This window comes from Streptomyces sp. NPDC002671 (assembly GCF_053592475.1).
The window spans coordinates 309,173-322,586 of record NZ_JBSFVU010000008.1; the positions used below are offsets into that span (position 1 = coordinate 309,173).

The following is a 13,414-nucleotide window of genomic DNA, read 5'->3' on the forward strand; positions in this document are numbered from 1 at the left end:
TGGGGAGGGGCCCTGCGGCCCCCGGGTACCCTGCGCCGGTGACCGAGACCCCTTCGACCTCGCGTTCGACCTCGCGCTTCGACGGCCTGCGCTTCGCCTTCGGCACGCTCACCGTGCTGCCCGTCCCGGTGTACCGCTGGGACCGGGGGGCCGCACGCGGGGGCATGCTGGCCGCGCCGGTGGCCGGGCTGGTCGTGGGCGGCTGTGCGGCCGGGCTCGGGCTGCTGCTGCTCTACCTGGGCGCCGGCCCGCTGCTCGCCGCCGTCGCCTCCGCCGCCGTACCGGCCGCGCTCACCCGGGGCCTGCACCTGGACGGGCTCGCCGACACCGCCGACGGGCTGGGCAGCGGCAAGCCCGCCGAGGACGCGCTGCGGATCATGAAGCAGTCGGACATCGGCCCCTTCGGCGTGATCACCCTCGTCTTCGTGCTGCTGGCCCAGGTGGCCGCGCTGGCGCGGGCGTACGACGGCTCGTGGGCCGAGGGCGCGCTGGCCGCCGTCGTCTCGGCGGGCGCCGCCCGGCTCGCGCTGACCCTGGCCGCCCGCACCGGAGTGCCGCCCGCCCGCCCGGAGGGGCTGGGCGCGGCGGTCGCCGGGGTGGTGCCCCGGGGCGCGGCGGTGGCCGTGGCGGCCGGGGTGGTCGCGGCGGCGGGGGCGGCGGGCGCCTGCCTCGGCGGGTACGAGAGCGCGCGCGCCGCGTTCGCCGTGATCGGCGCGGTCTTCGTGGCCGAACTCCTCCTCGGGCACTGCACGCGCCGCTTCGGCGGGGTCACCGGCGATGTCTTCGGCGCCCTCGCGGAGACGGCCGCGACGACCGCGCTGGTGGTGCTCTCCTTCGGCCGTTAGGATCTTCGCCCGTACACGGACAAGACGGGTGTGATCGGGGGATTTTTCGTGCTGAAGCTGCGCCGTGCCGTGGCCTGGTTCATCGACTTCGGGCTGGTGGTGGCGGCGGCCTCGCTGATCGCCGTCCTCACCTTCCACCGGATCACCGCCCTGGTCACCGACGTGCCGGAGCTGGCCACGCGGGGCGGCTTCGACCTGCTGACCTCGCGCGGCGACGTCGTGGACGCCTCGCAGACGCTCGGTCTGTCGCTGTGGGACAAGGCGGTGCTGGACGTGGAGGAGGCCTTCGCGGCGCTGGTCGTCGTCACGTTCCTCTACCAGTGGGCCTGTCTCGGTCTGCTCGGCCGCACCCTCGGCAAGGGCCTGCTCGGTCTGCGGGTCAGCCCGCGCGTGTCCCGCCGCGCCGCGCGCCGGGCCGCCGTCACCACCGTCGCCGACGTCGCTGTGTACGCCCTGGCCTGCGTGCTGCTGATCGAGGGCCAGTTCGCGCTCTCTGCGCTGGTGTGGGCGGCGGCGGTGCTGCTGTTCCTCGGCAACGCGCTGTCGGTCCTGCTGCCCGGCCGCCGCTCCCTCGCCGACCGGCTGGCCGGCACCTCGGTCGAGGGCGCGTTTCAGCGGGCCGGGGCCACTCCGTAGGGCAGCGTGCCCCAGGGGTGGGCGCCCGCGCCGGGCACCGCGCAGTGCACGGCGGCGCCCCAGGCACGGGCCGGCCCGGCCACATCGGCGCCGGGCGGAACGCCGTACACCAGGTGGCACAGCCGGGTGCCCGGGTAGTTCCGGGGCTGCGCGGGCAGCCGGCGGTACGTCGTCCACGGGCCCTCGAAGGTGACCAGGAGCTCGGCGAGCGCCGCGTACGCCGGGTGCGGCGGGGTGCCGTGGTTGAGGGCGAGGGTGGCACAGCCCAGGGCCCGGGCCACCAGGGACAGCCGCTCGTAGTGCGGGAACTTGCCGGCGCCCGAGGCCACTTGGTCGTAGAAACAGCCCTGGGTGCCGTACCAGGCGCGGTGCCGGGCCAGGTCGCGTACGACATCGCCGTACGGCCGGTGGCCGTAGCCGGTGTCGACGTAGCCGAACAGCGTCACGCCCGCCGTCCGCAGCTGGTCGGCCGTCTCGGCGAAGGCCGGGTCGGGGCGGTCGCCGGGGCCGCTGGCCGGGTTGAGGACGACGCCGTACAGGTGGGGCGCGGCGTCACGGATCGCCGCCCATTCGGCGGGGCGGACCGACGGGTGCTCGTAGTACGGGACCAGCAGGGTGCTCATCGGTGCGCGGTCACCCTTCCCAACAGGCCCCAGACGAGGGCGGCCTGGGCGAGCGCCGCGGCGCCGTACACGGCGAGGGCGACCAGGTGCGGACCGGCCGCGTGGGTGAGCAGCGCGAGGGTCTGGGCGAGGGCCGCCGCGCAGCACACGGCGCTCGCACCGAGGACCGCGCCGAAGGACTGGAGCACCAGCCCCGTCCACAGCACCACACCGAGCGCGAGCAGCCCCGCCAGGTGTACGCCGGAGAGGGCGGGGGTGTGCGGCCACAGGGCGATGGTGGCGAGGGTGAGAGCGAGCAGGACGGCCAGGTAGCCGGAGAGGCAGCGGGCCAGGGTGGCGGCCGTGGCCCGCCGGAAGGCCCGCGCGCTGCCGCTGGCCCGCAGGGCGGCCAGACCGCCGCCGCGGAAGCGGTACAGCAGCCATTCGGCGGGGCCCATGCTGAGCGTGAGCGACACGGTCGCGGGGGCGGCGACACCGCTGCGCTCGGCTCCGGCCAGGATGTCGCCCAGGGACGCGTAGACGACCAGCGTGCCGCTGGCGAGGCCGAACATGGCGTAGGGCAGGGAGGCGAGGAGGCGTAGGCCATTCCCCTTCAGGCCATTCCCTTTCAGGGCGCTGCCGTCCCGAGCCACCTCGAGGAAACCGAGCACAGCCACTGCGGCGAGCGAGGTCAGGAGGAGGAGCAGGCGCGCGGGCATCGGGATCGGGTGGGTCAGGGCCGACAGCGCGCCCAGTGTCATCGGGAGCAGAGCCGCCAGCAGGGCCCGCTCCCGGCCCATGACCAGCAAGGTCCCGGACGCGCCCAGGTAGCAGGACTGCCCGGCGGCGAACGCGACGGCCGCCGGGTGCCCGGTGCCCGCCACGGCGAAGGCGACCAGCGTGCCGAGGAGCATGCCCGCCGGGGTGCCGAACAGCAGGCAGCGGCGGGCGGCCGGGCGGTCGCCCAGGCTCAGCCAGGAGTGGGCGCGGTGGGCGAGCCCCTGGTTCCAGGCCCAGCCGCACAGGGCACCGGCCAGCAGGGTGCGGGTGCCGGGCGGGAGACCGGAGACGTCGTGCGGGCCGGCGAGCAGCGGGGCGCCGAGGACGTAGGCGAAGCCGGGCAGGGCGAAGACCAGCCCGCGCAGCAGGCAGCCGGGCAGACCGATCCGCCAGGGGTTCGGGGGCGGGTCCTTCGGCTCGGGGTGGCGGCGCGGGGTGCGCGCGTACAACTCCTCGGCGAGCGCGAAGGAGTTGGCCACGCCGTAGCGTTCGCGGATCTGCTCGTCGGACAGGCCGTCGGACTCCAGCAGGGCCGCGATCTCGTCGGGATGGACGGCGGCCGAGACGAACTCCTCCAGTTCCCGGGCGAGTTCACCGATCGGGTCGGACTGGGCCCAGCCGGGTCCGCTGCGCCGGCGGGGGACCGCGGGCAGCGTGCGGACTGCTTCGCTCACCAGGCGGTCCCCTCCGTGGCGACGGCCGCGTACCAGGGGTCGTGCAGTTCCGCGGTCCAGTCGGCGACCGTCTCGACGCCGGGCTCGTACCGCTCGGAGAGCCCGGCGAGTTCCTGGTAGATGGTGCGGAAGTTGTCCACCGAGCGGCGCAGGGTGAACCGGTCGATCACCCGCTGCCGGGCCGACTCCCCCAGCCGCAGCCGCCGTTCGTCGTCGCGCAGCAGGGTGAGCGCGGCGGCGGCCATCTTCTCGGGCTCGCGGGGCGGGACGACGAGGCCGGTGTCGCCGACGGCCTCGCGCACCCCGCCGACGTCCGTCGAGACCGTCGTACGGCCGCAGGACATGGCCTCGATGATGGAGAACGGGAAGCCCTCCGAGACGGAGGACAGCATCACGATGTGCCCGGCCGCGTAGGCGCGCCAGACCTCGCTGATGCGGCCCTCGAAGCAGAGGCCGTCGGTGACGCCGAGTTCGGCGGCGAGCTTCTCCAGGCGGGTGTGGTAGGCCTCGCCGCCGGGCGGGACCGGGCCGAACAGGCGCAGCCGGGTCTCGGGGAGTTCGGCGCGGACCAGGGCGTAGGCGCGCAGCAGGGTCTCCAGGTCCTTGATGGGGTCGACCCGGCCGCACCAGGTGAGGGTGGGGGTGTCGGGTTCGGGTCCGGCGTGCGGGAAGGCGTACGGGTCGACGCCGTTGTAGACCGTGCGGATCCGGTCGGCGTCGGCGCCGCCACGCTCCTCCCAGCGGCGGTTGTACTGGTTGCACGGTGTGATCAGATCGGCCGCGCGGTAGCCGTGTGAATTCAGTTCACGGTAGAAGCCGAGCATGAACGCCTTCACGGGCCAGCGCTGCTGGTCGCGGCCGTAACCGAGGTAGCGCTCGCGCAGATAGATCCCGTGCTCGGTGAGCAGGAACGGTACTCCTTCGAAGTGGCGGGCGGAGAGCGCTGGCAGGGTCGCCAGCCCGCTGCTGACGGCGTGCGCCACCGAGTCCTCGGGGATCCGCACCCCCAGCGGGCGCAGGGCGTGTTCCAGCAGGTCGGTCGCGGTCAGGGCGTCGTGCACGGTGGGCCGGGCCGCCGCCGTCGGCAGATGCGGCATCGTCCAGATCCATTGCAGCGAACGCAGCGCGGACTCGCTGCGCAGGGCCGCCGCGAGGCGCCCCGCGCGGGCGAGTTCGGCCAGCTCGTACAGCGCCTCGCCGAAGTCGCAGCCCGCGGCCGGGGCGAGGAAGGACATGAGGAAGCGCTCGTAGGCGTCGGTGAAGCGGCGCCGGTCCCTGCCGTACGGGGCGCGGGCCCGGCCGGGGCGGGGGCCCCAGGTGGGCACGTTGGTGTGCCGGTAGACGTTCGGCGGCAGCTCCCAGCTCACGGGTTCCCGGCCGCTGCCGGTGAGCGAGACGACATGGAAGCGGACTTCCGGCATGCCCTTGACGAGTTGGTCGCACCAGGTGCTGACCCCGCCGTGGATGTGCGGGTAGGTGCCTTCGGTGAGCATGGTGATGTGACGGCCGTTGCGCATCGGGCGCAATCCCCCCTGTGCTGCTTCCCCCTGGCCTACGGCAGTTGCAGGGTGAGCGCGGACTGGAGGAGGCCTGGTGCCGCCCACGCCGAGCGCTCGCCGGCGTACGCCGTGCCGAACGTCGTCGCACCCAGCAGCAGTTGCTGCTCGGTGCCCTCCGGTGCCGTCACCGGGATCTGGGTGCCGGCGGGTGCGGTGACCGTCACCGTGTCGCCGATCCGGTAGGCGGTGACCTTGCCGTTCGCCAGCGCGGTCTGCCACTTGGCCCGGTTGCTCAGCTCGGTGCCGATCGCGCTCTCCCGCAGGTTCACGATCGGGGTGTCGGCGGCGAACAGCGCCTGGTAGTCGGCGAGGACGCGGTCCAGGACCGGGTAGAGGATGCGGTCCTCGGCCAGGTTGGACTGGTGGGCGTAGTGCGGGCGCGGGTCGTTGCTCAGCACGTGCCCGAGGTCGGTGTGCGCCTCGGCGGGCACGATGTGGTCGGTGTAGCCGGTGGCGGTGTCCAGCGGACGGTCCAGGCAGGTGGAGGTCGGGTTGTTCTCGCACACCCCGCTGCCGCCGTCCGCCCTGGACGTGTAGACCCAGTTGTACTCGTCGGCCATCTCGGCCCTGGTACCGGCGTTGTAGTACACGTTCATCGGATAGCGCGGCACGGTGAGCGTGCCGCTGCCCACGGCCCGCTGCTCGGGTTCGCGGGAGTTGTCCGAGCCGGTCCACTTCACGCCGTTGGCGGCCAGGGCGGGCGCGAGGTTCGGGTTGTCGTCGGGCTGCTGGGGCAGGGTCTTCAGGCCCGAGTGCTCGCCGGTGACGAGTTCGCTGCGGTCCACGGAGAGGCCGTGCCGGAGGGCCCAGGCGTAGTTGTCGTAGACCTCGGCCGAGATGTCGGAGCGGCTCACCCAGCGCGTCGAGCCGTCCGCGTTCTTCGCGCAGCTCCACGGGACGGTCGAGGTCTCCTGCACGCAGCCGAGGAACTCGTGCGTGTACGTGTGGTTCATCCAGCGGTACGCGGCCCGGTCGGCGAGCAGCTGGTCGGTCAGGGCGTCGGTGCCGCCGTGCTCGCTCTTCCACTCCTCCCCGGCGCCCGCGTTGAAGAGCAGGTCCAGGGTGAAGCCGTGGCTGCGTTCCCAGGAGGCCGCGTACCGGGCGTCGGCCGCGGTCATCCGGATCTCGGTGGTCGTGTCGGTGCCGCCGGCGGAGCAGTCGAGGTCGCCGGGCGTGCACTTGCGCACGGTGTCCCAGCGGGCGTCGGGCGCGAAGACGTCGTCCACGTGCACCGCGAAGTAGTTGCGGGCCTGGCCCAGGTGCACGCCCTGGGTCAGCCACTCGACCATGCCGCGGGCCAGCACCCGGAACTGCTGCTGGTACTGGTTGTAGGCGAAGGTCACCACCAGCTCGCGGCGCCCGTCGTGGGCGTACTCGCCGAGCAGGCTGCCGGTGCCGGTGCCGCCGGGCACCGGGGTGTCCACATAGCTGGTGAAGCCGGCGCGGGGCCGGGCGACATAGCCGTAACTCTCCTGCACCGAGGGCGAGTTGTCCTCGAAGGAGAAGGCGCCGGCGAGATACCCGAAGGGCCCTGCCTGGCCCGCGGCGGTGACGGTCGCCGTCCGCCCGTCGAGGCCGCCCGCGTAGCCGCCCGCGTCGGTGTAGTCGAGGCCGACCTCGGGGTGGGCCCAGGTGTAGGCGTCGAGCTGCGGGATGCCGTACGTCCGCTCGTACGACTCCAGGGCGGTCTGCTCGGCGGAGCCCGCGCCGAACGGGGCCTCGTCCGGCAGGACCACGCCCTGGAACTTCGCGCGGGGCCGGCCGCCCACGGTGTCGCTCAGGAAGGCGTCGGTGAGGGCGGGCCGGCCGCCGTCGCCCAGGTCGACGGTGGTGTACGGGACGCCCTCGCTCCTCAGCTGTGCCGTGATCGCGGCGACCTGGCTGCCGCCGTCGTCGACCACCAGCACCCTCAGGTCGATGCGCGGCTCGGCCGCCGCCCCCGCCCCGGGCGCGGCGAGCCCCAGGGTGATCAGGCCGGCCGCCGTCGCGGTGACGGCCGTCGTTCTCCAGCGGCGCTCGTGGTGTGCCATGACGGGTTCCTCCCCCCAGCGGGTCCCCGGGGTTGAACCCGCGCGAGACCGTGGAAATCATGCGAAACGGCGGGCGAACGGCCCACCGGAACGCGATGAGTGTGGCTCAGGGCGCCCGTGCGCCGGGGGCGGAAGTTGCGACGACGCCACGCACAAGTGAACGCCCGAAGGAATGAGCGAACGCGCGCACGCGCGTAGTCTCGTCACGGGTGTTCGCCGACAGGGTGAAGGCCCCGGTGCCACATCCCTCCAGGCCTGGACCTAGGGTCGGCTCTCGGGCCCGGTCGACCCACCCCCCATCGGCCACAGCAACTTCACATCGGAAGCGAGAATTCACCACCGTGACTGCTCTGACTCTCAGCACCGCCGCGGCGCCCGGCCTCCGGGCCGACGCGATCGTCATCGGCGTCGTCAAGGGCGCCAAGGGTCCCGTCGTCGCCCCGGGCGCCGAAGCCGTGGACAACGCGTACGACGGCAAGCTGGCCGGCGTCCTGGAGACCCTCGGCGCCTCGGGTGCCGAGGGCGAGCTGACGAAGCTGCCCGCCCCGGCCGGCTTCAAGGCGCCGCTCGTGCTGGCGGTGGGCCTGGGCGCGGAGCCCGAGAAGGACGCCGAGTACGACGCCGAGGCGCTGCGCAAGGCCGCCGGTGTGGCCGCCCGTGCCCTCGCCGGCGCCAAGAAGGCCGCGTTCGCCCTGCCCGTCGAGGGGCCCGGCGCCATCGGCGCGATCAGCGAAGGCGTGCTGCTCGGCGCGTACTCCTTCGACGCCTACAAGGAGAACGGCAAGGACGGCAAGGCCAAGAACGGCAAGGCGCCGCTCGCCGAGGCCGCGCTGCTCGGCGGCAAGCCGCGGGACGCCGCCCACAAGGCGGCCGTCGCCCGCGCCCTCGCGGTCGGCGAGGAGCTGAACCGCGCCCGCGACCTGATCAACATGCCGCCGAACGACCTCAACCCGGAGACGTTCGCCGCCGCTGCCCAGACCGCGGGCAAGGAGCACGGCATCAAGGTGCAGGTGCTCGACGAGAAGGCCCTGACCAAGGGCGGCTACGGCGGCATCCTCGGCGTCGGCGGCGGCTCGGCCGCGGGCCCGCGCCTGGTCAAGCTGTCGTACACGCACCCGGCGGCGGAGAAGCACCTGGCCTTCGTCGGCAAGGGCATCACCTACGACTCGGGCGGCATCTCCCTGAAGCCCGCCGGGCACAACGAGACGATGAAGTGCGACATGAGCGGCGCCGCCGCCGTGTTCGCCGCGGTCGTCGCCGCCGCGCGGCTCGGCCTGGAGGTCAACGTCACCGGCTGGCTGGCGCTGGCCGAGAACATGCCCTCCGGCAGCGCCACCCGTCCCGGTGACGTGCTGCGCATGTACAGCGGCAAGACCGTCGAGGTACTCAACACCGACGCCGAGGGCCGGCTGGTCCTGGCCGACGCGCTGTGGGCGGCCTCGCTGGAGAAGCCGGACGCGATCGTGGACGTCGCCACGCTGACCGGCGCGATGATGCTGGCGCTGGGCAGCCGGACGTTCGGTGTCATGGCCAACGACGACGCCTTCCGCACCGCGGTGTACGAGGCGGCGGAGGAGGTCGGCGAGCCGGCCTGGCCGATGCCGCTGCCGGAGCACCTGCGCAAGGGCATGGACTCCACGGTCGCCGACATCGCCAACATGGGCGAGCGGATGGGCGGCGGCCTGGTCGCCGGCCTCTTCCTGCGCGAGTTCATCGGCGAGGGCATCACCTGGGCGCACCTCGACATCGCGGGCCCCGCGTTCAACGAGGGCGGCGTCTTCGGGTACACGCCGAAGGGGGGCACCGGGTCGGCCGTGCGGACGCTGGTGCGGCTCGCGGAACTCACCGCGGCCGGTGACCTCGGCTGAGGTTGATTCCTTTGCCGTAACGGCTCCGGGGTGTTCTTCGCTCCGGAGCCGTTTTGTCCTGTTGCCCTCCACCAGTGCGATGTGTCACACCCTGGCCCCGCGTCTCGTCCGCCTCGAACAAGTGCAAAGATGGAGCCCGGCAGGACAGGGCCCCCACCGAAGGGCCGAAGCATCAAGCGGCCGGACACCAGCCGCCTGCCGGTCATCGGAGACCGGCTCACGGCGCACATGCATGGAGGACGTGACGTGGCGAACGACGCCAGCACCGTTTTCGACCTAGTGATCCTCGGCGGTGGTAGCGGTGGTTACGCCGCGGCCCTGCGCGGGGCGCAGCTGGGCCTGGACGTCGCCCTGATCGAGAAGGACAAGGTCGGCGGCACCTGCCTGCACCGGGGTTGCATCCCCACCAAGGCCCTGCTGCACGCGGGCGAGATCGCCGACCAGGCCCGCGAGAGCGAGCAGTTCGGTGTCAAGGCGACCTTCGAGGGCATCGACGTCCCGGCCGTCCACAAGTACAAGGACGACGTGATCTCGGGCCTCTACAAGGGTCTGCAGGGCCTCATCGCGTCCCGGAAGGTGACGTACATCGAGGGTGAGGGCCGCCTGTCCTCCCCCACCTCCGTGGACGTGAACGGCCAGCGCGTCCAGGGCCGCCACGTGCTGCTGGCGACCGGCTCCGTGCCGAAGTCGCTGCCCGGCCTGGAGATCGACGGCAACCGCATCATCTCCTCCGACCACGCCCTCGTCCTGGACCGCGTGCCGAAGTCCGCGATCATCCTCGGCGGCGGTGTCATCGGCGTCGAGTTCGCCTCGGCGTGGAAGTCCTTCGGTTCCGACGTCACGGTCATCGAGGGTCTGAAGCACCTCGTCCCGGTCGAGGACGAGAACAGCTCGAAGCTTCTTGAGCGCGCGTTCCGCAAGCGCGGGATCAAGTTCAACCTCGGCACCTTCTTCCAGAAGGCCGAGTACACCCAGGACGGCGTGAAGGTCACCCTGGCGGACGGCAAGGAGTTCGAGGCGGAGGTCCTCCTCGTCGCCGTCGGCCGCGGGCCGGTCTCCCAGGGCCTGGGCTACGAGGAGGCCGGGGTCGCGATGGACCGCGGCTACGTCCTCGTCGACGAGTACATGCGGACCAACGTCCCGACCATCTCCGCCGTCGGTGACCTCGTCCCGACGCTCCAGCTCGCGCACGTCGGCTTCGCCGAGGGCATCCTGGTGGCGGAGCGTCTGGCCGGTCTGAAGGTCGTTCCGATCGACTACGACGGTGTCCCGCGGGTGACGTACTGCCACCCGGAAGTCGCCTCCGTCGGTATCACCGAGGCCAAGGCCAAGGAGATCTACGGCGCGGACAAGGTCGTCGCTCTGAAGTACAACCTGGCGGGCAACGGAAAGAGCAAGATCCTCAAGACCGCGGGCGAGATCAAGCTCGTCCAGGTCAAGGACGGTGCCGTCGTCGGCGTCCACATGGTCGGCGACCGCATGGGTGAGCAGGTCGGCGAGGCCCAGCTGATCTACAACTGGGAGGCGCTGCCGGCCGAGGTCGCTCAGCTCATCCACGCCCACCCGACGCAGAACGAGGCGCTCGGCGAGGCCCACCTGGCGCTCGCCGGCAAGCCGCTGCACTCCCACGACTGAGCCTTCGGTCAACGGGCGCGACGACACAGACTTCCGTAATTCGTTAGGAGCAACCGAAACCATGGCGGTTTCCGTAACCCTTCCGGCGCTCGGTGAGAGCGTCACCGAGGGCACTGTCACCCGCTGGCTGAAGGCCGAGGGCGAGCGCGTCGAGGCCGACGAGCCGCTGCTGGAGGTGTCGACCGACAAGGTCGACACCGAGATCCCCTCGCCCGTCTCCGGTGTCCTGTCCTCCATCAAGGTCGCCGAGGACGAGACCGTCGAGGTCGGCGCCGAGCTGGCCGTGATCGACGACGGCACGGGTGCACCCGCTGCCGCCCCGGCCCCCGCCGCTGCCGAGGCTCCGGCCCCGGCTCCGGCCGCCGAGCCCGCCCCGGCCCCGGTCGCCGAGGCCCCCGCGGCTCCGGCCCCCGCTGCCGCCCCCGCCGCGGCCCCGGCCGGTGCCGCTGTCGGCACCGACGTGGTCCTGCCCGCGCTCGGTGAGTCCGTCACCGAGGGCACCGTCACCCGCTGGCTGAAGGCGGTCGGCGAGACCGTCGAGGCCGACGAGCCGCTGCTCGAGGTCTCCACGGACAAGGTCGACACCGAGATCCCGGCGCCCGCCTCCGGCGTGCTCCTGGAGATCGTGGTCGGCGAGGACGAGACCGCCGAGGTCGGCGCCAAGCTCGCCGTCATCGGCGCCCCGGGTGCCGCTCCGGCCGCCGCCCCGGCCCCGGCCGCTCCGGCTCCTGCCGCCGCCCCGGCCGCTCCGGCCCCGGCTCCGGCTGCCCCGGCCCCCGCCGCTCCGGCTCCGGCTCCGGCGCCCGTCGCCGCTGCCCCGGCTCCGGTGGCCCCGGCCGCTCCGGCTCCGGCCGCCCCGGCTCCGGTCACCCCGGCCCCCGCCGCCGTTCCGGCCGCCGCCCAGGCGACCGACGAGGGCGCGTACGTCACCCCGCTGGTGCGCAAGCTCGCCGCCGAGAACGGCGTCGACCTGGCCACCGTCACGGGCACCGGCGTCGGCGGCCGTATCCGCAAGCAGGACGTCATCGCCGCCGCCGAGGCCGCGAAGGCCGCCGCCGCTGCTCCGGCTCCCGCCGCTGCCGCTCCGGCTGCCGCCGCCGCCAAGAAGGCCCCGGCGCTGGAGGTCTCCCCGCTGCGCGGCCAGACCGTCAAGATGCCTCGCATCCGCAAGGTCATCGGCGACAACATGGTCAAGGCGCTGCACGAGCAGGCGCAGCTGTCGTCGGTCGTCGAGGTCGACGTCACCCGTCTGATGCGCCTGCGCGCCCAGGCCAAGGACTCCTTCGCCGCGCGCGAGGGCGTCAAGCTCTCCCCGATGCCGTTCTTCGTCAAGGCCGCCGCGCAGGCGCTGAAGGCCCACCCGGTCATCAACGCCAAGATCAACGAGGCCGAGGGGACCATCACCTACTTCGACTCCGAGAACATCGGGATCGCGGTGGACTCCGAGAAGGGCCTGATGACCCCGGTCATCAAGCACGCCGGCGACCTCAACATCGCGGGCATCGCCAAGGCCACGGCGGAGCTGGCCGGCAAGGTCCGCGCCAACAAGATCACCCCGGACGAGCTGTCCGGCGCGACCTTCACCATCTCCAACACCGGTTCGCGTGGCGCGCTGTTCGACACGATCATCGTGCCGCCGGGCCAGGTCGCGATCCTCGGTATCGGTGCCACGGTCAAGCGTCCGGCCGTCATCGAGACCGAGGAGGGCACGGTCATCGGCGTCCGCGACATGACCTACCTGACCCTCTCCTACGACCACCGCCTGGTCGACGGCGCCGACGCGGCCCGTTACCTGACGGCGGTCAAGGCGATCCTGGAGGCGGGCGAGTTCGAGGTCGAGCTGGGCCTGTAACCCGCCTGGCACCCTGTGCCTGTACGGCGCCCCGTCCGGAGCTTCTCCGGGCGGGGCGTTCGTGTTTCCCGGCATACGTTGCGTGTAAGTCTCGTCTCACCTGCAGAGAAGCACCCCCGTCGGCCCTACCCGCGGAGCGAACCGGCCTTATTGTCTAAACGTCAAAGCCCTCCCTAAGGAGCCCTCATGACCGCGCCCGTCGTCCACTCGCTGCGCGAACAGATCCGCGAGCACATCGTGGAAGGGATCGTCAGCGGGCGCTGGCAGCCGGGCGAGCGCATCGTGGAGCGGCGGATCGCCACCGAGCTGGAGGTCAGCCAGACGCCGGTGCGCGAGGCACTGCGCGAGCTGGAGTCCCTCCGCCTGATCGAGTCCGCCCCAAACAAGGGCGTCCGCGTCCGCAATCTGACCGCGGCCGACCTGGAGGAGAGCTACCCCGTCCGAGCCGGCCTGGAGGCCATCGCGGCGGAGCTGGCGGCCGACCGCCTCGCGGAGGACTGCTCGGCCCTGGAACCGCACGTCCTCGCCCTGTACGAGGCCGACCGCAAGGCCGACGGCACGGCCCAGGTCCGCCACACCGTCGGCTTCCACCGCGAGCTCGTGCGCGCCGCGCACAACTCGGTGCTGCTGCACACCTGGGAGGGCCTCGGCATCGAGGTCTTCACGGCGCTGTCCATCCGCTGGCTGGGCACGGTGCAGCAGTCGTACGCGGAGGAGCACGAGGAGCTGGTGCAGGCGTTCAAGCGGCGGGATCCCCGTATCGCCGAGCTGGTGAAGGCACACGTCCTGGGCTGTGCCCCGCGGGCTTGATTCAGTCGAGCATCCCCATGCTCACCTGCGAAAACCTCCCCAAAACACGGCACCGGGTGCCCATATCGAAGGCACTCGGTGCCCACTTTCTCCAAATCAAGAGGTTTTCCCCCTCAACCCTTT

General features: G+C 72.6%; 10 protein-coding genes. 6 read left to right on the plus strand and 4 right to left on the minus strand.

The window, feature by feature from the left end:
• The first annotated feature begins 38 nt into the window (after nucleotides 1–38).
• Both ACWD35_RS15335 and ACWD35_RS15340 read left to right on the plus strand, forming a co-directional pair.
• Nucleotides 39–845: an adenosylcobinamide-GDP ribazoletransferase gene (locus tag ACWD35_RS15335; protein WP_451351694.1), complete on the plus strand. Its 807-nt coding sequence runs from the start codon at nucleotides 39–41 to the stop codon at nucleotides 843–845.
• Nucleotides 846–893: 48 nt separating this feature from the next.
• Nucleotides 894–1,481 (plus strand): RDD family protein, encoded by a 588-nt coding sequence (locus tag ACWD35_RS15340; protein WP_451351695.1) that lies wholly within the window; start codon nucleotides 894–896, stop codon nucleotides 1,479–1,481.
• Here the strand turns inward: ACWD35_RS15340 and ACWD35_RS15345 are convergent.
• The 4 genes from ACWD35_RS15345 to ACWD35_RS15360 are packed head-to-tail and all read right to left on the minus strand — an operon-like array spanning nucleotide 1,457 to nucleotide 7,126.
• Nucleotides 1,457–2,104 (minus strand): spherulation-specific family 4 protein, encoded by a 648-nt coding sequence (locus ACWD35_RS15345; RefSeq protein WP_451351696.1) that lies wholly within the window; start codon nucleotides 2,102–2,104, stop codon nucleotides 1,457–1,459. The genes ACWD35_RS15340 and ACWD35_RS15345 overlap by 25 nt on opposite strands.
• On the minus strand, nucleotides 2,101–3,537 hold the full coding sequence (locus tag ACWD35_RS15350; protein ID WP_451351697.1) for a hypothetical protein: 1,437 nt from the start codon (nucleotides 3,535–3,537) through the stop codon (nucleotides 2,101–2,103). The genes ACWD35_RS15345 and ACWD35_RS15350 overlap by 4 nt, the downstream gene beginning before the upstream one ends.
• The gene (gene pelF, locus ACWD35_RS15355) at nucleotides 3,534–5,054 is read right to left on the minus strand and encodes a GT4 family glycosyltransferase PelF (protein WP_451351698.1); all 1,521 of its coding nucleotides are present in this window, start codon (nucleotides 5,052–5,054) and stop codon (nucleotides 3,534–3,536) included. Before pelF ends, ACWD35_RS15350 begins: the two co-directional genes overlap by 4 nt.
• 35 nt (nucleotides 5,055–5,089) lie before the next feature.
• Nucleotides 5,090–7,126 carry a hypothetical protein gene (locus ACWD35_RS15360; RefSeq protein WP_451351699.1) on the minus strand — a complete coding sequence of 679 codons (2,037 nt, stop codon included), beginning with the start codon at nucleotides 7,124–7,126 and terminating at the stop codon, nucleotides 5,090–5,092.
• A 341-nt stretch (nucleotides 7,127–7,467) separates the two neighbouring features.
• Here ACWD35_RS15360 and ACWD35_RS15365 point away from each other — a divergent pair, with 341 nt between their 5' ends.
• The 4 genes from ACWD35_RS15365 to ACWD35_RS15380 all read left to right on the plus strand — a co-directional run bounded on the left by ACWD35_RS15365 (nucleotide 7,468) and on the right by ACWD35_RS15380 (nucleotide 13,291).
• Entirely contained in the window at nucleotides 7,468–8,994 is a 1,527-nt protein-coding gene (locus ACWD35_RS15365; protein ID WP_451351700.1) for a leucyl aminopeptidase, read from the plus strand.
• Nucleotides 8,995–9,240: 246 nt separating this feature from the next.
• On the plus strand, nucleotides 9,241–10,629 hold the full coding sequence (gene lpdA, locus ACWD35_RS15370; RefSeq protein ID WP_053711762.1) for a dihydrolipoyl dehydrogenase: 1,389 nt from the start codon (nucleotides 9,241–9,243) through the stop codon (nucleotides 10,627–10,629).
• A 61-nt stretch (nucleotides 10,630–10,690) separates the two neighbouring features.
• The gene (gene sucB, locus ACWD35_RS15375) at nucleotides 10,691–12,481 is read left to right on the plus strand and encodes a 2-oxoglutarate dehydrogenase, E2 component, dihydrolipoamide succinyltransferase (RefSeq protein WP_451351701.1); all 1,791 of its coding nucleotides are present in this window, start codon (nucleotides 10,691–10,693) and stop codon (nucleotides 12,479–12,481) included.
• 186 nt (nucleotides 12,482–12,667) lie between these two features.
• Entirely contained in the window at nucleotides 12,668–13,291 is a 624-nt protein-coding gene (locus ACWD35_RS15380) for a GntR family transcriptional regulator (protein ID WP_094218213.1), read from the plus strand.
• Nucleotides 13,292–13,414 lie beyond the last annotated feature (123 nt).